The organism is Streptomyces avidinii, assembly GCF_014650695.1.
Classification (GTDB): Bacteria; Actinomycetota; Actinomycetes; order Streptomycetales; family Streptomycetaceae; genus Streptomyces; species Streptomyces avidinii.
The window spans coordinates 263,200-283,545 of record NZ_BMVL01000005.1 but is presented as its reverse complement, the minus strand read 5'-3'; the positions used below and the strand labels follow the sequence as shown (position 1 = coordinate 283,545).

Genomic DNA, 20,346 nt, shown 5'->3' with positions numbered 1-20,346 from the left:
TCCCCGAAGGCCTCGGAGCGAAGTAGGACCAGGCGTGGATGACTTCCGGCCATTGTTGTCCGCACGCAGCCGAACACAGCTGGACTCAGGCGGACACAGGCGGACACAGCGAGACGGGTTCTGCGGGGTTGCGCCTGGCCGGTCTGCATCCGCCCCTCGTTTTGCCTGGGGCGAGCTGCGCAACACTTCACGGCATGCCGAGCTTTCAGCAGAGGAAGGCCGTGGGGGACGCCCACGAGCAGCGCACCGCCGAGGAACTGACCGCGCGCGGATGGGCGGTCAACCCGTGGGGGCAGGGAGTCCTCACCCACCCTGTTCAAGCCGCGCTCCGAGGGACGAACAGCTCCCTTCGGTGGACCCCTGACCTCCTTGCCGCCAAGGACGGCCATGTCGCAATGATCGACTGCAAGAGCAGCATGACCAGTCGGGCGACGCACCGCCACGCGATCGAGAGCGCCGCGGTCCGCGCACACCTCCAGCTCGTCGCGTGGACCGTGCTCCCCCTCTACTACGTGTTCGACAGCCTCGACGTCCTCACCCCGTTCGACGCTCTCGCGGCCGGGAGGCGTCACCTTCGCTCCGGCTAGCCTCAGGCCCACCGGCCCAATTTGGAAACATGCAGGTCAGCGCACCCGTCCGCGCGCCTTCAGGGGCACCGGCGGGAGTTGCGGCGCCGGAATCGGGGGACCGTCGTAGCCCTTCACTTCGCCGTACCGGGTGCCCTCCATCCAGTCCTTGCGCGCCTGTACGATCTCCTCGTTGCTCCGGCCGATCCAGTTCCAGAACATCACGATCTCCTCCTCGAACGGCTCGCCGCCCAGGAGCATCAGGCTCGCGTCCGAGGCTGCCCGCAGGGGGAGTTCCGTGCGGCCGCAGCCGAGGTAGAGCATCGAGCCCGGGAGGACCGGGACGTCGTCCACGTGGGCCTCGCCCGACATCGACAGGACCGCGTACTCGAAGTCCGGGTCCAGCGGGAGGCGGGTCTCGGTGCCCGACACGAGGGTGAGGTCCGCGCCCACGATCGGGGTGTACGCCGTGCCCGGCGAGGTCGCCGTGTCCAGGGTGCCCAGGATGACCGTCGCCGTCAGTCCCGGGGCCGTGACCCGCGGGAGGTCGGCGTGGTGCTGGAAGTGGGGTTCCACGTCCCGGTGGGCGTCCGGCAGGGCGACCCACAGCTGGGCGCCGTGCAGGAAGCGGGCGTGCGGGCGCGGGCTCTCCTCGGAGTGGCTGATGCCGCGGCCGGAGGTCATCAGGCCCAGTTCGCGGGGCCGGATCGTCTCGAGGCTGCCGACGCTGTCGCGGTGCAGCACCTCGCCCTGGTGGAGCCAGCTCACCGTCTGGAGGCCGGAGTGCGGGTGCGGTGCGACCTGCATGCCGGGCTCGTCGGCGATGTCGTCGGGGCCGTAGTGGTCCACGAAGCACCAGGCGCCCACCATGCGGCGACCCAGGTTCGGCAGGAGTCGGCGGACCTCGGTGGACTCACCGAGCTTGACCGTGCGCGGGCTGAGGAGCTCGCGCACCGGTTCGGCCACGACGAAGCCGCGGCCGCCGCAGGCGGAGAGAGCGGGCTGGCGATCGAGATTGCTCATGCGGACAACCTAGCCCCGAGACGGCGGTGCCGGAGAGCGGAATGTTCGAAGGCCAGGGTGTGTTGGAGGCAGCGGACGAACCACCTGAACGGCGGAAGGGACGCGATGAACGCGCCGACGACGTACTTCGAGCACGGGACGGCAGCCGAGCGCTGGGCGCGCGCCCAGCTCTTCTTCGACGCGAAGGAGTACGCGACGGCCGCCCGCATCCTGGACGGGCTGGCGGGCGAGGTCCCCGAGCAGCTGGCTCCCCGGCTGCTGCTGGCCCGCGCCTACTACCACTCCGCCCAGCTCTCCCGCGCCGAGCACGAGCTGCGCGCCATCCTGGAACGCTGGCCGGTGGAGGACTACGCACAGCTGATGCTCGGTCGCACCCTGGAGCGCCTGGGCCGGGCCGCCGAGGCCCGCCCCCACCTGCGGATGGCGGCCGCCATGGCGGGCGAGTTGTCCGAGTAGTGGGCCGCCCGGCCCCGCGCATGCGGGGTCGGGCCTCCGGCTCCGATAGCCTGGGTCCCATATGAACCGCCTGACCACACCCTTCGGCTCCTACGAGCTCACCCGCTTCCCCGAGGACCCGCGCGACCGGCTCCGTGCCTGGGACGCCGCCGACGAGTACCTGCTGCGCCACCTCGACTCCGGTACCGGGGAGCGGGGACCGGTGGACCTCGCCGCCGCCGCCGGCCGGATCACCGTGCTCGGGGACCGCTGGGGGACGCTGACGACGGCGCTCGCCGCGCACCGTCCCACGCAGATCACCGACTCCGCCCTGACGCGCGCCGCCACCGCCGCGAACCTGGACCGGGCCGGTATCGGGACCTCGAAGTCGACGGTGACCCTGCTGACCACGCAGGACCCGCCACCGGAGCGGATCGATGTCCTGCTGGTGCGCGTGCCCAAGAGCCTGGCGCTGCTGGAGGACCAGCTGTACCGCCTGGCCCCGCACGTGCACGCGGGTACGGTCGTGGTCGGCACCGGCATGGTCAAGGAGATCCACACCTCCACGCTGCGCCTCTTCGAGAAGATCCTCGGCCCCACGAAGACCTCGCTCGCGGAGAAGAAGGCCCGGCTGATCTTCTGCACGCCCGGCACCCCCGGGGCGACCCGCCCCACCTCCGCCGGGCCGTGGCCGCTGACGTACACGGTGGACGAGGACGCCGGCTCGGCATCCGGCCTGTCCGTGGTCAACCACGCCGGGATCTTCTGCGCCGACCGGCTCGACGTCGGCACCCGCTTCTTCCTGCAGAACCTGCCGACCAACACCGACGGCGCCCGGGTCGTGGACCTGGGCTGCGGGAACGGCGTCGTCGGCACGGCCGTCCAGGTCCACGACCCGGACGCCGAGGTCGTGTTCACCGACGAGTCCTACCAGGCGGTCGCCTCGGCGCGGGAGACCTACCGGGCGAACGTCCGCGAGGGGCGCCGGACCGCCGAGTTCCACGTCGGTGACGGGGTCGCCATGCTCTCCCCCGGCTCCGTGGACCTGGTGCTGAGCAACCCGCCCTTCCACTCCCACCAGGCCACGACGGACGCGACGGCCCTGCGGATGTTCGCGCAGTCGCGGAAGGTGCTGCGCCCGGGCGGCGAGCTGTGGATCGTCGCCAACCGGCACATGGGTTACCACACCCATCTGCGGCGGCTCTTCGGCAACAGCGAAGTCGTCGCGAGCGAGCCGAAGTTCGTGGTCCTGCGGGCGGTCAAGCAGGATCGCCCGCGGCCCATGTGACCTGCCGGTAGCTCCTACACTCTGGCCCGTGAGCAGCCAGGTGGAGGACGGAAGCGGTGGCGGGCGCTACCGCCGGGAGGACGTGGCCCGGGCGGCCGGCGTCAAGGTGCGCAACCTGCGCTACTACCAGGAGCGCGGGCTGCTGCCGCCGCCGCGCCGGGAGGGCCGGATCGCCTGGTACTCCGACGACCACCTGACCCGGCTGCGCCTGATCAGTGATCTGCTGGGCCGCGGCTACACCGTCAACGGCATCGCCGAGCTGCTGCACGCGTGGGAGGAGGGCGGCGGCCTGTCCCAACTGCTGGGTCTGGAACGGGAGATGACCCGGGACTGGGTCCAGGAGGAGCCGGTGACGCTGTCCCGGGGCGAACTGCGGGAGCTGTTCGGTCCGACGGCGACCGCCGAGGACACCCGGCGGGCGGCCGAGCTCGGCTACGTGACGATCGACGGGGACCTGGTCACGTACCCGAACCGCCGGCTGCTGGAGGCGACGCTGACACTGGTGCGGCAGGGGGTGCCGCTCGGGGAGATCCTGGATGCCGGGGAGTTCGTACAGGCGCAGGCCGCGGCGGTCGCGGACCGGTTCGTGGGGCTGTTCCGGCGCTACGTGATCGATGCGGCGGGCCCGGAGGGCCTTGAGGGCCTCGAACGGCTTTCGGCCACGCAGCTTCAGCACATCACGGCGGCGGTGGCAGCCCTGCGGCCGGTGGCCGGCGAGGTGGTGACCTCGGAGTTCGCGCGGGCGATGGCCCGGCGGGTGGATGCGGAGGTCGCCGAACTGCTGCGTACGGAGCAGTAGGAGTCGGCTCAAAGGGTGCACTCGCACAACCTTGCCAACCCCCATTGGCACTCTTACATTCAACTCGTCGGTAACAACGGTGCACAGCCGAAATAAGGGACGCTCCCATGACCGGTTCCCCCCATTTATCCGACCCCTCCGACGAACCCTCCGACGATGGCTCCGGGCGCGTCCGCTGGCGCCGGTTCGCCGTCCTGACCATCCCCGCCGTGGCTGTGACCGCCGGCCTCGGCATCGCCCTCGCGCAGGGCGTGCTCGCCGCCTCGTTCGCGGTGTCGGGACAGCAGTTCAAGGTGTCGGCGAGCAGCCTGGAGGGCGAGGGCTTCGCGCAGTACGGCAGCGTGGACGTCAACGCCCGCCAGGAACTCATCCCGGTGGCCGTCACCGCCATCAGGGAGGCCAAGCTGCACAGCCTCTGCCAGTCCGTGGTCACCTCGCTCCCGGTGATCGGGGACATCTCGCTCAACCTCACGGCCGGACGCAAGACCCCGGTCGAGGCGAGCAACCTCTTCGTCGACGCGACCCAGCTCTCGGGCGACGCCGTCTTCAGCAACATCGAGATCGGGCGCGACGCCTCCACCCTCGACAAGGGTCCGGCCGAGGCCCAGGGGATGCAGGACCTCTTCGCCCAGCAGGCCGACACGGTCAGCATCACCGATCTCCGGCAGACGGCATGGGCGACGAACGCCGGCACCTTCAAGCTCTCCGGGCTCAGCATGAACGTCAGCAAGGGCAAGAAGGAATGCTTCTGAACCTGCGGCGGCGCTGGCAGCGGTGGCGGCGCAGCAGACCCTTCTGGGGCGGGCTGTTCGCGATCCTGGCCGGGTCGTGGATCTGCGTCCTGCCGCTGGCACCGCTGAAGATCATGCTCCAGCAGGGCGTGGCGGGGATCCCGTCCGTCCTGATGGGCATCGTGATGATCGTGCTCGGACTCACCGCCTGGTTCTCTCCCCCTCAGCGTTCTCTCGCGGGTGTCCTCACCACCCTGATCGCCACCGCCGCTCTGGTCCTGTCGAACCTCGGCGGGTTCCTGATCGGCACGCTGCTCGGCATCCTCGGCGGCGGCCTGATGTTCGCCTGGCAGCCATACGCCGGCGGGCGGGCCTGGAAAGCGCAATCCGCCGCCGGGCAAGCGGAGTCCGTCGAGGCCGCACCCCCTCCCCCCACCCCGCACCACGATCCCCAAGGAGCACAGCCATGAGCCGTACGCGCACCGCGCTCGCCCTCGGGACGGCCGTCGCCGGAGCCATCGCGCTCGCCTCGGTCACCGCCTCCGCCGCACCCTTACCGCTGGCCGGGTCGACCACCGTCACCCCGGCCGGGCACGCGTTCCAGGCCACCCTCAGCGGGAAGGCCACCCTCAAGGCCGGTTCGGTCACCGTGACCTGTACGGTCTCCGTCGCCACCGGCAGCGTGCCGGGAGCCCCCGGCAACAGCAACCCGGCCGGACCCGTGTCCTCGCCGATCTCGGCGCCCACGTACAGCTCGTGCACCTCGAGCATGTGGGGAGTGACGCCCACGGTCACCACCAGCGGGGCCTGGTCGGTGTCGATGCAGAACGGTGCCCCGGTCACCGCCACCATGGGCCTGCCGGTCGGCGGCCTGGTGGTCCAGACGAGCGGGCTGGCCTCCTGTACGGTCACCGCCGCCCCCACCGCCCCGGCGAACGTCGGCGGCACCTGGGTCAACGGTGCTCCGTCGACCCTGACCTTCACGAACGCCTCCGTACCGGTCACCGTCACCGGCGGGTTCGGCTGCCCGACGAGCGCAACCACGTCCACCTTCAACGCGGTCTACAAAGTGACCGACACCACCGACCCGGCGCAGCAGATCACCGTCGGTCCCTGACCCGCTGCCTGCCGAACGAACGGGAACGAACCCGCCCGGCCCCGGATTCCTCCGGGACCGGGCGGGCCGCTGTGCACCCCGCACCGTCAGCGGTGCGCGGCGAACTCCGTCACCTGCTGGTAGGTGGGCCGGTTCTGCCAGTTGATCTGCGGGTGGCCGAGCCCGCCGACCGGGCGCTGGACGATCGAGTCTGCGCACCACTGGTGCCGGCCGCGCAGGTCCCGTCCGCCGGGTACACGGCAGCCGGGGTGGCGGCGGCCGCCTGCTTGAGCGCGGCGGCCACGGCGTCCCGGCACCCGGAGAGCGAGCCGCCCCCGCAGTGGACCCGGGGCGGCGGGTCGGCGACCGGCCGCCCGAGCACCAATGCGCAGATCCTCGTCCGCGTAGCTCCACCAGCCGCATCGGCGGCGGAGCCCGCGGCGGCTGCCGGGGCGAGCGGGGAGAACAGAGCGGCGCCGAGGGCGATCAGCCCGGCGGCGACGGCGGTTCTCATGCGTGCGGTGGGACGTCGCATACGTGCTCCTCCGTGGGGGCAGGAACCGGTCACGGGGAGGGTACTGGCGCGACTACCGATCAGTAAGATGAACGACCGTCACTTTTTCGAGGGAGGCCGAGCGGCCGGGAGGGCCGGGGAGAAAATGCGTTGCCTCCCCGGAGCGGACGGAGGAGGCTCGCGGACATGCCTGACAGCACCGACCTCCATCAGCCTTCGCAGCCCTCCACAGCACACCGACCGCAGCGGGACGTGTCCGACCTCTTCTCCGGCGGCCGCCTGCTCGCGATCCCTCGCCGGGCCGCCCGGCGCGAGCAGTTGCTCGTCCACCTCGCCGAGACCCTTTTCGCGGTGGACCGGGACTACACGGAGCCCGAGGTGAACGAAGCCCTGCGCACCGTGCACGAGGACTGCTCGGCGCTGCGGCGCTATCTGATCACCTCGGGCCTGCTCACGCGGACCCGTGACGGCCGTACCTACCGGCGGTCGACGACCACTCGGTAGTGGGTCACCGGCCGGCCGTCGTCACCGATCACGTGGAAGGCGACGGCGGGCGGTTCGTCGAGGTGGACGTGCTCGGAGGATCCGGTCGGCGCCTCCCACGGCAGCCGAAGGGTGGAGACCACCCCCGGCGCGACGAGCACCGGCCGCCCGGCGAAGGTGGTGGCCGCGGCGGTGTGGGCGTGCCCGCACAGGAACGCCGTCAGGTGCGGGTGGCGCTCGACGAGGGCCGCGAGCCGCTCCTCACCGAACTGGCGGATCTCGTCCACGTACGGGGTGTGCAGCGCGGCCGGCGGGTGGTGGAAGGCGACCAGGACCGGAGTCTCCCGCGGGGTGTCGGTCAGCAGGCCGTCCAGCCAGGCCAGGGTCGAGTCCTCCAGGAAGCCGTGGTGCGCGCCGGGAACGGACGAGTCGCACACGGCGAGGACGAAGCCCTCGCCGCGCAGCACTTGGTCGACGGGCGCGGTGGAGAGGGACGTCTCCCCCAGCAGGCCGCGGCGGAACGCGGCCCGCTCGTCGTGGTTGCCGGGGCAGACCACCACCGGGTGGCGCGAGCGCAGCAGCTCGGCGGCCTGCTCGTACTCGGCGTCCTCGCCGTGGTCGGCTACGTCCCCGCTGACGAGCACGGCGTCCAGGTCGTGGGGCAGTGCGTCGAGGTACTCCATGACGGCGCGGGTGCGGTCGGCGGCGCGCCGGTCACCGTCGAGATGGACGTCGCTGAGGGGGGCGATCACGATCACGTGCGGTGTCTCCTTCGTCTCCGGTCCAGAGAGGGGGCGACACCCATTCAACACGCCGAACCACCGCCCACCTGGGCCGGGTTGTGGCCGATCAGCCGTCTGCGCGCTGCCGTGCGCGGCGGATCAGCACCCACCCGGCCGCCGTGAGCACGACGGCGCTCCCGGCGAGGAAGGCCACGGCGACTCCGGTGGATGCCAGCGCACCACCGGTGGCGGTGGCGTTCGTACCGCCGCCGACCGTGGCCCCGATCGTGGCGCCGGCCGAGCCGCCGCCCACGGTACCGGGGGTGCCCGCGGCGCCGCCCGTACCTGCGGAACCTCCGGCGGAGTCGCCGTCGGACCCTCCTGCCGCACCCCCCGTCGAACCGGTGGAGCCGGTAGAGCCCGTGGAGCCCGTCCCGCCGGTGCCGCCCGTCCCGCCCGTGCCCCCGGTGCCGCCCGTCGTGGTGTCCGCGACGGTGACGGTGAGCGTGGCCGCGCCACTGTGGACCGTACCGGCGTCGTTGGCGAACTCGGCTCGGTAGCGGCGGCCGTTGTCGGAGACGGCCGCCGTGAAGGAATACGCCGGCGAGGTAGCACCCTCCACCGCCCGCCAGGTCCGGCCCGCGTCCGTACTGACCTGCCAGGCGACGGCGGGCCGCGGGGTCCCTTCGGCCTCTGCCGTCAGCGAGACCCGCGTACCGGCCGTGACCGCCCGGTCCGCCGGGTTCCTGGTGACCCGCGGGGACGTCGCCCGTTCCAGCCTGGTGATCTTCCCGGCGACCGGGTCCGACACGAAGACGACCGCGCCACCGGGCTCGACGGCCACGGACGCGCTTCCCGACTGGGTGTGGGCTCCCGGTAGTACGACCGGCTTCACGACCTCCTGGAGGTCGCGCGTCCGGTGGACGGTGAGCGTTCCGTTGTTGTCGCTGCCCTGCTGCGAGGAGTCGCCCGCGTCCTGCCACACCACGAACGCCTCGTGCGTGGCCGCGTCGAAACTCGCGGCGCGGGGCAGGTCTGCGCCGCCCTTGAGGATGCCCAGCCGCTTGCCGGTCGCGTCGTGGACGACGACGGAGGTGTCCAGCCCGACCCACACGGCGCCGGTCTCGGCGTCCACCTCCGTGAACCCGGCGAACCCGTCACCGGCCGGGAGTTCGACGGTCGCGGTGACCGTGAAGGTGGCCGCGTCGATCCGGTGCATGCGGCGGTTGCCGAAGTCCGTGAACCACACCGCGCCGCGCGCCGCGTCCACCGCGAAGCCGTCGCCGCCCTCCAGCGTGACGGAGCGCTTCACGGCCGCTGTCGCGATCTCCACCTCCGAGAGGACGGAGCCCTGCGCGACCAGCACCGTGGAGGGCGTGAGTCCCGCAGTGGCGTGGCTGACGGCCGCACCCGGCACCCACGCCCCCGCCGCGGCGGCGTCGCCGTCCTTGGCGGTTCCGATGCCGCGCAGCGGATAGAAGAAGACCGCCCCGTCGCCGGGCAGCGCCGCGAGGAGCTGGCGCACCGCCCGGCGGCCGAGGGTCCCGGTGGGGCCGGGGGCCTGTCCGACGGTGCTGCGCACCTTGCCGTCGACGGGGTCCAGTACGTGCAAGCCGCTCTCGTTGACGTCGGCGGTCTCGGGCAGATCGTCCGAACCGACGTACAGCTTCTTCGAGTCCGGGTGCAGCAGCAGGTCACGGGGCTTGCCCGCGGTACCGAACTGCGCCACCGACCGGTACGCGACGGTGCTCCGGGGTGCGTCGGCCCCCTCACCCCCGGCCGCCGATACGGGACTTACGGTGGCGGCCGAGGCCAGCACGAGCGCGAGCGCGGCGGAGGCGGCGCCCGCGCGACCGGGGGTGAGGGGGTGTCGGGGTGTCATGGCTTCCTCGTCGGCGGGTCGGGGGTCGGTCCCGGGCCGGGCTGGTCCCGGACCGGTCAGTTGAAGGTCACCGGGACGTGGACGTCGTACTTGCGGTTCGAGGAGTTGAAGTGGTCGGCGCGCGTGACGATGGCGCACTCGACCGTCTCTCCGCAGATCTGGCCGCCGCCCAGGTCGGCCTTGACGTGGATGGTGACGCTGAAGCTGCCGCCGGAGCCGAACTTGGAGGTGTTGGCCAGGGTCCCGCCGAAGACGTTGTTGACCCAGTGCGAGGCGCCGGTGGTGCCCGACTGGTCCGAACCGCCCAGGCAGGGGGTGGGCTTGTTCGCGCCCGGTGCGCCGCTCACGGCGCAGAGGCTCACGTATACGCCCTTGGCCGTGTTGTAACCGCTGCCGGTGACCGTGACGTTCTGGCCGGCCGCGGCGGCGGTGGAGGGCGCGGTGAGGCTGAGGTTGTAGGTGGTGGCGCCGTCGGTGACCGTACGCGTCGAGGTGGCGGCCGAGGCGGAGCCGGCCGCGCCGACGGCGATCGCCACGGCGGCGGAGGCGGCGACGGCCGCGCGGGCGGCGGTACGGGGCAGGGAGGCAGCACGCATCACTGGAACACCTTTCAGGCACAGGAAGTCGCAAAAACTGAGGTAAGGCTAACCTAATATCGATCAAGGTTGTATGCCTGCTTCACGCCATCCCCGGCTCTGTGACGGCCGGTCAACTCCGTTTCCGTACACGCCGATCCAGGGCGGCGGGCAACGAAAGGGCCCGGCTGCGCCGTGCGGCGCAGCCGGGCCATGTCCTTGTCGCACCCGAGGGGCGGTTCACCCCCGGTAGGTCTCCAGCAGCCGCAGCCAGATCTCGCTGATGGTCGGGAAGGCCGGTACCGCATGCCACAGGCGCTGGATCGGGACCTCTCCCGCGACGGCGATGGTCGCCGCGTGGATCAGCTCGGCGGCGCCCGGACCGACGAAGGTGGCCCCGAGGAGGACCTCGCGGTCGAGGTCGACGACCATCCGCGCCCGGCCGCGGTAGCCGTCGGCGTACAGCCCGGCACCCGAGACCTTGGACATGTCGTAGTCGACCGCCCGCACCCGGTGCCCGGCCCGTTCGGCCTCGGCCACGGTCAGACCCACGGCCGCAGCCTCCGGATCGGTGAAGACCGCCTGCGGGAGGGCGCGGACGTCGGCAGTCGGGGTGTGCGCGCCCCAGGGCTCGGTGTCCAGCGGGGCGCCCGCCGCACGGGCGGCGATCACGGCTCCGACGATGCGCGCCTGGTACTTGCCCTGGTGGGTGAGGAGCGCCCGGTGGTTGACGTCCCCGACGGCGTACAGCCAGTCGTGCCCGGGCACCCGGCAGGTGTCGTCGACGTCGATCCACTTCCCGGCCGGGAGCCCGACGGTGTCCAGTCCGATGTCCTCGGTCCGCGGGGTGCGGCCCGTGGCCATCAGCAGCTCGTCACCCTCCAGCGTCTCGCCGCCCTCCAGGACCACGCTGACGGGCCCGGTCGGGCCGTCCCGTACGACCGCCTCGACGGACACTCCGATACGGACCTCCGCCCCGGCCTCGCGCAGCGCGTCGGCCACCAGCTCCCCCGCGAAGGGCTCCATCCGCGGCAGCAGCCCGGAGCCGCGTGCCAGGACGGTGACCTGCGAGCCGAGGGCCTGCCAGGCCGTGGCCATCTCGACGGCCACCACCGAGCCGCCCACGATCAGCAGCCGCCCGGGGGCCTCCTTCGCCGAGGTCGCCTCCCGGCTGGTCCAGGGGCGGGCCCCGGCGATGCCGGGCAGGTCGGGGACCACGGCCCGGGTGCCCGTGGCCACGACCACCGCGTGCCGGGCGGACAGGATGTGGTGCTCGCCCTCGGGGCTGGTGACGGCGACCTTGCGGACGCCGTAGAGCCGGCCGTGACCCCGGTACACGTGGGCCCCGATCGAATCGATCCAGTCGATCTGGCCCTGGTCCTTCCAGTCACCGGTCCAGTAGTCGCGGTGCGCGAACACCGCCGCCGTGTCCAGGGGGCCCTGGACCGCCCCGGCCAGCCCCGGTACCCGGCGGGCGTCGGCCCGGGCCAGGGCCGGGCGCAGCAGCGCCTTGCTCGGGACGCAGGCCCAGTACGAGCACTCGCCGCCCACCAGTTCGCTCTCGACGAGCGCCGTGCTCAATCCGGCGGCACGGGTCCGGTCGACGATGTTCTCGCCGGCCGGGCCCCCGCCGAGGACCACTACGTCGTACTCCACCGCTTCAGTCATACGGACCAGTGTCTCCGCCGGCCCGCCCGGGCGGCGGACCCTCAGGCCTGCGGCGTGCCGGGTTCCTCCGTACCGCCGCCCCCGGCGCCCTTCTGCTCCGCGGCGATCTTGGCGCGAACCTCGTCCATGTCGAGGTCACGGGCCTGCCGGATGAGGTCCGTGAGCGCCGCCTCCGGCAGTGCGCCGGGCTGCGCGAAGATGGCCACCTGGTCCCGGACGATCATCAGGGTCGGGATCGAGGTGATCTGGAAGGCCCCGGCCAGCTCCTGCTGCGCCTCGGTGTCCACCTTGGCGAAGAGGAGGTCCGGGTGCGCCTCGGAAGCCCGCTCGTAGACCGGGGCGAACTGCAGGCACGGCCGGCACCAGCCCGCCCAGAAGTCGATCAGCACGAACGGATTCTCGCTGACCGTCTGGTCGAAGTTTTCCTTGGTGAGCTCGACTGTAGCCACGGTTTCCAGACCTCCTGATTGAGCCGTCTGCTCCTTGAACGAACGACCTGTCCCGTGCATTCCGCCCCGAACGGGGGCTGCCTAGAACGGGTGCCCGGCGGGGGTGCTGCGGGCCGTGGTCCAGCGCAGCTCGGTGAAGGCGTCCAGGTTCGCCTCGCCGCCGAAGCGGGCGCCCGTGCCGGAGGCGCCGACTCCGCCGAACGGGGCGACGGCCTCGTCGTTGACCGTCTGGTCGTTGACGTGCGCGATTCCGGTCGGGATCCGCTCGGCCAGGTCGAGCCCGCGCGCCGCGTCCCGGGTCACGATCCCGAGGGAGAGGCCGTACGGGCCCGCCGAGGCCAGGGCCACCGCCTCCTCCTCCGTCGCGAAGGACCGTACGGGCGCCACGGGCCCGAAGACCTCCTCGGCGTACGCGGGGGTGTCGTCGGCGACGCCCGCCAGGACGGTCGGCCGGTAGAAGAGGTCCCGGTACGTGCCGCCGGCGACGAGCTTGGCGCCCCGCTCGGTGCTGGCCTCCACCAGGGCGTGCACGCGCTCCAGCTGGGCCCGGTCGATCAGCGGGCCCAGGTGGACCTGCTCGCGGTACGGGTCCCCCACCGCGAGCTCCTCCGCCCGCGCGGCGAGCCGCTCGACGTACTCGTCGTAGAGCGAGGCGTGGACGAGGTGGCGCCCGGCCGTCATGCAGATCTGGCCCTGGTGGAAGAAGGAGCCCCAGGAGGCCTGGGCCACGGCGGACTCGATGTCGGCGTCGCGGAGCACGACGAGGGCGGAGTTGCCACCCAACTCCAGGTGCACACGCTTGAGGTGACGTCCCGCCAGTTCCCCGACGGAGCGGCCGGCAGCGGTGGATCCGGTGAAGGACACCACCCGGACCCGCGGGTCGGCGACCACGGCCGCGCCCGTCCCGGCGCCGCCCGGCAGGACCTGCAGCAGCCCGCACGGCAGTCCGGCCGCCGCCAGGACGGCGGCGGGGGCCAGGCCACCGCAGACGGCGGTGCGCCGGTCCGGCTTGAGCAGCACCGCGTTGCCGAGGGCCAGCGCGGGCGCGACCGAGCGGATGGACAGGATCAGCGGGGCGTTGAAGGGGGCCACGACCCCGACCACGCCGGCCGGCACCCGGCGGGTGAAGGACAGCCGGGGCGCTTCGCTCGGAAGCACCTGCCCGGTGGGGCGGGAGGCCAGCGCGGCGGCCTCGTAGCACTCCTGGGCGGCGACGTGCAGCTCGAAGTCGGCCTTGCCGGGGATCGAACCGGACTCGCGGACCAGCCATTCCCGCAGCTCGTCGGCGTGGGCGGTGAACAGGTCACCGGCGCGGCGCAGCACGGCCGCCCGCTCCGGGTGGGTGGCGCGCGCCCAGTCCCCCTGCGCCGCGCGGGCCCGTACGGCGGCCTCCGCGACATCGGCGGGCGCGGCGAGGTCGATGGTGGCGAGGGTGCGGCCGGTGGCGGGTTCGACGACCGGGGCGGCGCCGCCGGTGAGGGTGGGTCCGTCCTGCCAGAGCGTCGGGTCGAGGAGCGGCATGGCGCGGGGCCTCCGGGTGGGGATGGGCGGGCGGCGGGGGGCGGCAGCACGCGCCATCGTGCCAGACCGGAGGCTCCACTTCTGTTCAGTTATTGGGCAGTTGAGGAGTGCCGCTGACCGGAAACGATCGACGCCCAGGTGGGGCGGGGGTCACGGCGGGGCCACGGCGGGCGTCAGCGCTCCAGGACGAGCGCGATGCCCTGCCCGACCCCGATGCACAGCGCCGCCATACCGGTGCCGGAACCCGCCGCCGCCAACTGGTGCGCGACCGAGCCGGCCAGCCGGGCACCGGAGGCACCGAGCGGATGGCCGATGGCGATGGCGCCGCCGCGCGGGTTGACCACGGCAGGGTCGAGCTCGGGCCAGGCAGCGAGACATCCCAACGCCTGCGCCGCGAAAGCCTCGTTGAGCTCGAAGGCGGCGAGATCGGCGAGCCCGCGGCCGGACTTGGCGAGCGCCCGTTGCACGGCGTCCACCGGTCCGAGGCCGAAGAGCTGGGGCTCGATCCCGGTGACGGCCGAGGCGCTGATCCGGGCGAGCGGCTCCCGGCCGGTGGCCGCCAGCCCCGCCTCGTCGGTCAGCAGCAGGGCGGCGGCCCCGTCGTTGAGCGGGGAGGCGTTGCCGGCCGTGACCGTGCCGGTGCCGTCCGAGCGGAAGGCCGGCTTGAGCCGGGCCATCGCCTCGGGCGTGGAACCCTCCCGGATGCATTCGTCGCGCACCAGGTCGACGCCGGCGTACGGGACGACCTCGTTGTCGTACAGCCCGGCGGACCAGGCGGCCGCCGCCTTGCGGTGGCTCTCCAGGGCGAAGGCGTCCTGCGCCTCCCGGGTGATGCCGTGCTTGTCCGCGACGAGTTCGGCGCCCTCGCCGAGCGAGCCGGTCCACTCCTCGGGCATCCGCGGGTTGGTCATCCGCCAGCCCAGGGTGGTGGACCACATCTGCTGGTGCCCGGCCGGGAAGGCCCGTTCCGGCTTCTGCACGACCCAGGGGGCGCGGCTCATCGACTCGACCCCGCCCGCGATGGCCACGGAGGCGTCGCCCAGCGCGATGGCGCGGGCGGCCTGGATCACGGCTTCGAGACCGGATCCGCACAGCCGGTTGACGGTGACCCCGGGGACACTCACGGGCAGCCCCGCCAGCAGCACCGCCATGCGGGCCACGTCCCGGTTGTCCTCGCCCGCGCCGTTGGCGTCACCGAAGACGACGTCGTCGATACGGGCCGGATCGAGGTCGGGCGTACGGTCCACGAGCGCGCGCACGACGTGCGCTGCCAGGTCGTCCGGCCTGACCCCGGCGAGGGCGCCGCCGAACTTGCCGATCGGTGTGCGGACGGCGTCGACGACGTAGACGTCGCGGACGGTGCGGATGCTCATGGGGGCTCTCCTGGGCGGATCCGTACGGGCGGCGGCGCGGCGGTGCCGGTGTGGGCACCGGGGCACGCCGCCGGGCACGCCCGGTGGGGCGCGCCCGCAGTCTCCGTCCGCACGTCACCGCCTGTCAACGGCCCCCCGGTGCGACCCGGGCCGGCCGGCTCCCGACACGCACGGCCCGGACTGCGCGGACGGCCCGCACGGCCCGCAGGGGGGCACCGTCAGGTCGACTCCCGGGGAATGGCGGCGGCCGCCATCAGGTCGTGCCGCTCGGTGACCTCCGACGGCTCGCGCACCGCGTGGTCCACCAGCGAGGCCAGATGGGCGCCGGTCGGCATCTCCAGTCGTACCGTGCTCAGCCGCGGCCGCAGCAGCCGCCCGATGAGCAGATCGTCGGCGCCGATGACGGCCACGTCCTCGGGAACGCGGAGCCCCTCGTCCTGGAGGGCCCGCATCAGGAGCATCGCGTACTCGTCGTTGTACGCGAAGGCGGCGTCCAGCCCGAGCCCGCGCCAGCGGGCCGCGAGGGCCGCGGCCGACTCCTCGGAGTAGGCCATCGGGAGGGCCGAGACCTCGGCGCCCTCCACCGACCGGGCGCCCGTCAGCCGGGGCACGGAGAACAGCTCCAGGCCCTCCTCCTCCGGGACCACCACACCGATCCGCCCGCGTCCGCGCTCGACGAGGTGGGCGGCTGCCCGGACGCCGACCTCCTGCTGGTCCATGACCAGCGCGTGCGCCCCCGGTACCCCGACCGGCCCCATCGTGATCACCGCGCGGGCCCCGGCCCGCTTGAGGGTGGCGACGTTGCGCGCGGAGAGGGAGATCTCGCCGAGGGAGATGACGGCCACCGGGCGCAGTTCCGCCCAGGCCCGCACGGCTTCGTCACCGCTGAGTCCGAGGCTCCCGTACTGCACCACGGTGTAGTCGAGGCGGCGCAGCGCCCACTGGAGCTCGTTGAGGAAGGTGCTGTAGAGCGGCCCGATCGGCACGTGGGAGGTGGGCAGCAGGACGATCCTGGTGTGTCCGGCGCGCAGGCTGCGGGCTGCCGCGTGCGGGACGTAGCCGAGTTCCTCGGCGGCCTCACGAACCTTGCGCCGGGTCGGCTCGCTGATGCGTACGGCTTCCGCGTTGTTCAGGACGTACGAGACCGTCGCGCGCGAGACGCCGGCGAGGCGGGCGACATCGGCGCTCGTCGGAACAGGGGGCGGCGGGGCCGTCGATCCGGAGGCCGATCCCGAGGCGGATGCGGCGGCCGATCCGGAGGCCGGCGTCGGCGGCTTCGGCGATTTCGATGACTGAGACATTGCCGTGGCATCTTTCCAGACCGATTGCGCCCGGGGGCTGGCGGATGGCCGGAAACGAATGCTACACAGTGGTTACACGAGTCATTGACACGTGTAACCACGGCGTCGCATCCCCCTTCGGTCGATGTGCCGATGCCGTGCCCCGCCGTGCCGCCGCCCTGTCGCGCTCCGTCGCACCCCCGCCGTCGTGACGGGGCGGCGCGCACCCTCGCCCCACCCCGCCCCGGCCCGCCTTCGAGCCACTCCACATCGCCTCCACCAGCCCGTACCTCCCCTCGTCCACCCTCATCTGCCCAGGAGGGCACCGTGGCCCTTTTCCCCTCCGACACCGGATCCGACACCGGATCCGACACCGGCTCCGCCGCCACCACCGCCGACGCGTCCCCCGGGCCCGGCGCCGGTCCCGGCCTCGCGCGGCGCGGCCTGCTGCCCCTGCTGCTCGTCGGCAACAGCGCCATGTACGCGCTCTACATCGGGGTGGCCGGCGTCCTGCTCGCGCTCCAGGTCGAGGAGATCGACCCGGCGGACAAGGTCGCGAACTTCGGCCTGATCGCGGGGGTCTCGGCGATCTTCGCCACGGTCTTCAACCCCGTCGCGGGCGCCCTGTCCGACCGCAGCGGACGCCGCAACCCCTGGATCCTCGGTGGTGGACTCGCCGCCGTACCGGCGATGTTCCTGCTCGGCCTCGCCGACACGATCCTGCTGATCACGATCGCCTGGTGCCTCGGGCAGGCCGTCATGAACGTCTACCAGGCGGCCATCACCTCCGTGGTCCCCGACCGGGTGCCCCTGGACGCCCGGGGCAAGGCCTCCGCGGCCGTGGGTCTCGGCCTGCCCTTCGGCTCCACCCTCGGCGCCCTGATCGGCGCCGCCTTCTCCGAGGACTACCGCACCGGGTACCTCGTCTTCGGCGCGCTGGTGGCGGGCGCGGCCGTCCTGTTCACCGCCTGCGGCCGCGAGGGGCGGCTCCCTGCCCGCGCCCCGATGCCCGTCAGGGCCCAGCTCGCCGCCTTCACGAGCGCGCTGCGCGACCACGACTTCCGCTGGGCCTTCATCGGCCGGGCGCTGCTCGTCCTCGGGTACTTCGCCGTGAGCGGCTACCAGCTCTACATCCTGCAGGACCACACCGTGCTGCCCGACGGTATGAAGCCGGAGGCCGCGGTGGCCGTGCTGATGCCGCTGACCAGCGTGGCGATGGTCGTCTCCACGGTGCTCGGCGGCTACCTGTCCGACCGGTTCGACCGCCGCAAGCTCTTCGTCGGCGCCTCCGCGCTGCTGTCCGCCGTCGCGCTCGTCATCCCTGCCGTGTCGACCAGCTGGACCGCGATGCTGTCCTTCGCCGCGGTCAACGGGCTGGCGTTCGGCTGCTACATGGCGGTGGACACGGCGCTGGTGACGATGGTGCTGCCCAAGGCGGAGGACGCCGCCCGGGACATGGGCGTGCTCAACATCGCCAACGCCGGCCCGCAGATCATCGCGCCCTTCATCGCCTCGGTGATCGTCTCGATCAGCGGCGGGTACACCGCGCTGTTCGTCGTTGCGGCCGTGCTCGCCGTGGCGGGGGCCCTGGCCGTGAAGCCGATCCGCAGCGTGCGCTGACGCGCCGTGCGCGCCGTGCGCGCCGACGCGTGGCGCACGCCGACGCGCACCGCACTTCCCTGGTCCGTACCTTCGACCGAAATTCGCCGTCAAGATCCGTCGAGATCCGTCTAGAGAGGCAACACCACCGTGCAACTGCACACCCAGACCTGGGGCGAGGGCGACCGCGTCGCCCTCCTGATCCACGGCCTGATGGCCGACCACCGGACCTGGCGCCGGGTCGGCCCCGCCCTCGCCGACCGCGGTTACCGCGTCATCGCCGTCGACCTGCGGGGCCACGGCGCCAGCGGTCGCGGCGAGTACGGCCCCGCGCTCTACGCCGACGACGTGGTCGAGTCCCTCCCGGTCGGCGCCGAGCTCGCCATCGGCCACTCCCTCGGCGGCCTGACCCTGTCGCTGGCGGTGGACCGGCTGCGCCCGGCCAGGGCGGTGTTCTCCGACCCGGCGTGGCACCTGGCCGCCCCCGCCGAGGGCTTCGGTCCGGAACTGTTCGCGCAGTTCAAATCGGCGACCAGGGAGCAGATACGGGCGATGAGCCCGCGCTGGGAGGAGGTGGACGTCGACATCGAACTGGCCACCCTGGCGGTCTGGGACGAGCAGACCGCACTGAGCCTCGCCCCGCTGGTCGGCACCGACCTGATGCCGGCCGCGCCGGTGGTCCCCTCGCTCGTGCAGCTCGCCGACCCGAGCGCCCTGATCAGCGAGGAGCGGGCGCAGGTACTGGAGAGCCGTGGTTTCGAGGTGCGGTCGGTCCCCGGGGCCGGACACACCATCCACCGGGACGACTTCGACGGGTTCATGGCCTCCCTGGAGGGCTGGCTCTAGAACTGCGCGACCACTCCCCACTACGGTCTCCCTACCGATCGGTAATGGGGAGTGGTTCGCGATGTCGGATACAGCGGTCCCGACGGCCTACGGCCTGGTGGACATGGTCGGTGCGCTCGCCGAAGGGACGCTCTCGTCCCGGCAGTTGACCGAGGAGACACTGCGCCGGATCGCCGCGTCCCAGCCGGAGCTCAACGCCTTCCGGAGCGTGCGCGCCGACGCCGCGCTCGCCGAGGCGGACGCGGCGGACCGGCGGCTGGCCGCGGGCGAGCGGCTGCCGCTGCTGGGGGTACCGCTGGCGGTCAAGGACGACATGGACGTGACCGGGGAGCCGACCGCCTTCGGCTGCGCGGGGGCCTTCGCCCCGAAGACCGCCGACAGCGAGGCGGTACGAAGGCTGCGCGCGGCCGGCTCGGTGATCGTCGGCAAGACCCAGACACCGGAGTTGGGGCAGTGGCCCTTCACCGAGGGCGGAGCTTTCGGCGAGACCCGCAATCCGTGGAACCGGGCCTACACGCCCGGCGGCTCCTCGGGCGGCTCGGCGGCGGCCGTGGCGGCGGGGCTGGTCCCGGCCGCCCTGGGCTCCGACGGGGCCGGATCGGTCCGGATCCCCGCGGCCTGGACCCACCTGGTGGGGGTGAAACCCCAGCGCGGGCGCATATCCACCTGGCCGGAGCCGGAGTCCTTCCACGGCCTCACGGTCAACGGCGTCCTGGCCCGCACCGTGGCCGACGCGGCGCTCCTGCTGGACGCGGCGAGCGGCCCGCATCCCGAGGACCTGCACCGCCCGGCACGTATCCGCGCCGTGGAGGCGGCCCGCCGCACGCCCCGCCGGCTGCGGATCGCCCTCTCCTTCGGCATGGCCTTCACGGCGACGCCCAAGTCATTGGATCCGGAGGTCCGTTCGGCGGTGGAGCGGCTGGCCGCGCGACTGGAGTCGCTGGGCCACGAGGTGATTCCGGAGGACCCCCGCTACGGCCCGATCGGGCTGACCTTCGTACCCCGCGCGACCAGTGGCGTACGGGACTGGGTGGCGCGGGTGCCGGATCCGGCGCTGCTGGATCCGCGCACGCACGAGGCCGTACGGACCGCCCGTGTCCTGGGCGGGCTCGGGCTGCGGGTGTCCCGCCGGGCGGAGACGGTGCTGCGGCGGCGGGTCGGCGAGATCTTCGGCCGCTTCGACGTGGTGCTGACCCCGACGACGGCCACGCCGCCGCTACGGATCGGCGCGCTGGCCGGGCTGGGAGCCCTGGCCACGGACCGGGCGATGATCGCCGCGTGCCCGTACGCCTGGACGTGGAACGTCCTCGGCTGGCCCGGGGTGAACATTCCGGCGGGCCTCACGGACGACGGACTGCCCATGGGGGCCCAACTGCTGGGCCCGGCCCACTCGGAGCCGCTGCTGCTGGGGCTGGCCGCGCAGGTGGAGGCGGCGGAGGACTGGGCCGCACTGCGGCCGGGCCGGTAGGAGCGCCAGGGGCCCGCCGGGGAGGCCC

At 73.0% G+C, this 20,346-nt stretch carries 21 protein-coding genes; 11 read left to right on the top strand and 10 right to left on the bottom strand.

Annotation, left to right across the window (positions count from 1 at the left end):
- Window positions 1-194 precede the first annotated feature (194 nt).
- Window positions 195-587, top strand: a complete 393-nt coding sequence (locus IE257_RS15025) for a hypothetical protein (RefSeq protein ID WP_189969289.1) — start codon at window positions 195-197, stop codon at window positions 585-587.
- Window positions 588-623: 36 nt separating this feature from the next.
- Here IE257_RS15025 and IE257_RS15020 read toward each other — a convergent pair whose 3' ends face one another.
- Complete coding sequence (locus IE257_RS15020; RefSeq protein ID WP_189968753.1) at window positions 624-1,589, bottom strand: pirin family protein; 966 nt, start codon at window positions 1,587-1,589, stop codon at window positions 624-626.
- A gap of 105 nt (window positions 1,590-1,694) precedes the next feature.
- Between IE257_RS15020 and IE257_RS15015 the strand changes: the two genes are divergently transcribed.
- The 6 genes from IE257_RS15015 (at window position 1,695) to IE257_RS14990 (ending at window position 5,959) form a co-directional block, all read left to right on the top strand.
- The gene (locus tag IE257_RS15015) at window positions 1,695-2,045 is read left to right on the top strand and encodes a tetratricopeptide repeat protein (protein ID WP_189968751.1); all 351 of its coding nucleotides are present in this window, start codon (window positions 1,695-1,697) and stop codon (window positions 2,043-2,045) included.
- Between the two features lie 70 nt (window positions 2,046-2,115).
- Window positions 2,116-3,312 carry a methyltransferase gene (locus tag IE257_RS15010; protein ID WP_189969227.1) on the top strand — a complete coding sequence of 399 codons (1,197 nt, stop codon included), beginning with the start codon at window positions 2,116-2,118 and terminating at the stop codon, window positions 3,310-3,312.
- Window positions 3,313-3,340: 28 nt separating this feature from the next.
- Window positions 3,341-4,111 carry a MerR family transcriptional regulator gene (locus IE257_RS15005; RefSeq protein ID WP_229920370.1) on the top strand — a complete coding sequence of 257 codons (771 nt, stop codon included), beginning with the start codon at window positions 3,341-3,343 and terminating at the stop codon, window positions 4,109-4,111.
- A gap of 107 nt (window positions 4,112-4,218) precedes the next feature.
- Entirely contained in the window at window positions 4,219-4,863 is a 645-nt protein-coding gene (locus IE257_RS15000) for a DUF6230 family protein (RefSeq protein ID WP_189968749.1), read from the top strand.
- Window positions 4,854-5,312 (top strand): DUF6114 domain-containing protein, encoded by a 459-nt coding sequence (locus tag IE257_RS14995; RefSeq protein WP_189968747.1) that lies wholly within the window; start codon window positions 4,854-4,856, stop codon window positions 5,310-5,312. The genes IE257_RS15000 and IE257_RS14995 overlap by 10 nt, the downstream gene beginning before the upstream one ends.
- Window positions 5,309-5,959 carry a hypothetical protein gene (locus IE257_RS14990; protein WP_189968745.1) on the top strand — a complete coding sequence of 217 codons (651 nt, stop codon included), beginning with the start codon at window positions 5,309-5,311 and terminating at the stop codon, window positions 5,957-5,959. The genes IE257_RS14995 and IE257_RS14990 overlap by 4 nt, the downstream gene beginning before the upstream one ends.
- Before the next feature lie 109 nt (window positions 5,960-6,068).
- Here the strand turns inward: IE257_RS14990 and IE257_RS14985 are convergent, their stop codons facing one another.
- Window positions 6,069-6,473: a hypothetical protein gene (locus IE257_RS14985; protein ID WP_189968743.1), complete on the bottom strand. Its 405-nt coding sequence runs from the start codon at window positions 6,471-6,473 to the stop codon at window positions 6,069-6,071.
- A 165-nt stretch (window positions 6,474-6,638) separates the two neighbouring features.
- On the opposite strand from IE257_RS14985, the gene IE257_RS14980 reads away from it, so the two are divergent.
- Entirely contained in the window at window positions 6,639-6,956 is a 318-nt protein-coding gene (locus tag IE257_RS14980) for a DUF2087 domain-containing protein (RefSeq protein WP_189968741.1), read from the top strand.
- On the opposite strand, the gene IE257_RS14975 is transcribed toward IE257_RS14980, so the two are convergent.
- The 8 genes from IE257_RS14975 to IE257_RS14940 all read right to left on the bottom strand — a co-directional run bounded on the left by IE257_RS14975 (window position 6,929) and on the right by IE257_RS14940 (window position 16,426).
- Window positions 6,929-7,693, bottom strand: a complete 765-nt coding sequence (locus tag IE257_RS14975; protein ID WP_189968739.1) for a metallophosphoesterase — start codon at window positions 7,691-7,693, stop codon at window positions 6,929-6,931. The genes IE257_RS14980 and IE257_RS14975 overlap by 28 nt on opposite strands.
- Before the next feature lie 91 nt (window positions 7,694-7,784).
- A complete protein-coding gene (locus IE257_RS14970) occupies window positions 7,785-9,539 on the bottom strand; it encodes an immunoglobulin domain-containing protein (protein WP_189968736.1) in 1,755 nt (584 codons plus the stop codon).
- 56 nt (window positions 9,540-9,595) lie between these two features.
- On the bottom strand, window positions 9,596-10,135 hold the full coding sequence (locus IE257_RS14965) for a hypothetical protein (RefSeq protein WP_189968734.1): 540 nt from the start codon (window positions 10,133-10,135) through the stop codon (window positions 9,596-9,598).
- A 219-nt stretch (window positions 10,136-10,354) separates the two neighbouring features.
- Window positions 10,355-11,782, bottom strand: a complete 1,428-nt coding sequence (locus IE257_RS14960; RefSeq protein WP_189968732.1) for a dihydrolipoyl dehydrogenase family protein — start codon at window positions 11,780-11,782, stop codon at window positions 10,355-10,357.
- A gap of 41 nt (window positions 11,783-11,823) precedes the next feature.
- Complete coding sequence (locus IE257_RS14955) at window positions 11,824-12,231, bottom strand: thioredoxin family protein (RefSeq protein WP_189968730.1); 408 nt, start codon at window positions 12,229-12,231, stop codon at window positions 11,824-11,826.
- 81 nt (window positions 12,232-12,312) lie between these two features.
- Window positions 12,313-13,752 carry an aldehyde dehydrogenase family protein gene (locus tag IE257_RS14950; protein WP_189968728.1) on the bottom strand — a complete coding sequence of 480 codons (1,440 nt, stop codon included), beginning with the start codon at window positions 13,750-13,752 and terminating at the stop codon, window positions 12,313-12,315.
- Between the two features lie 173 nt (window positions 13,753-13,925).
- Entirely contained in the window at window positions 13,926-15,125 is a 1,200-nt protein-coding gene (locus IE257_RS14945; RefSeq protein WP_189968726.1) for a thiolase family protein, read from the bottom strand.
- A gap of 218 nt (window positions 15,126-15,343) precedes the next feature.
- Entirely contained in the window at window positions 15,344-16,426 is a 1,083-nt protein-coding gene (locus tag IE257_RS14940) for a LacI family DNA-binding transcriptional regulator (RefSeq protein WP_189968724.1), read from the bottom strand.
- Window positions 16,427-16,732: 306 nt separating this feature from the next.
- Here IE257_RS14940 and IE257_RS14935 point away from each other — a divergent pair, with 306 nt between their 5' ends.
- The 3 genes from IE257_RS14935 (at window position 16,733) to IE257_RS14925 (ending at window position 20,318) form a co-directional block, all read left to right on the top strand.
- Window positions 16,733-18,025: an MFS transporter gene (locus IE257_RS14935; protein WP_229920369.1), complete on the top strand. Its 1,293-nt coding sequence runs from the start codon at window positions 16,733-16,735 to the stop codon at window positions 18,023-18,025.
- Between the two features lie 129 nt (window positions 18,026-18,154).
- Complete coding sequence (locus IE257_RS14930; RefSeq protein ID WP_189968722.1) at window positions 18,155-18,850, top strand: alpha/beta fold hydrolase; 696 nt, start codon at window positions 18,155-18,157, stop codon at window positions 18,848-18,850.
- A gap of 61 nt (window positions 18,851-18,911) precedes the next feature.
- Window positions 18,912-20,318 carry an amidase gene (locus tag IE257_RS14925; protein WP_189968720.1) on the top strand — a complete coding sequence of 469 codons (1,407 nt, stop codon included), beginning with the start codon at window positions 18,912-18,914 and terminating at the stop codon, window positions 20,316-20,318.
- The last annotated feature ends 28 nt before the right edge of the window (window positions 20,319-20,346 follow it).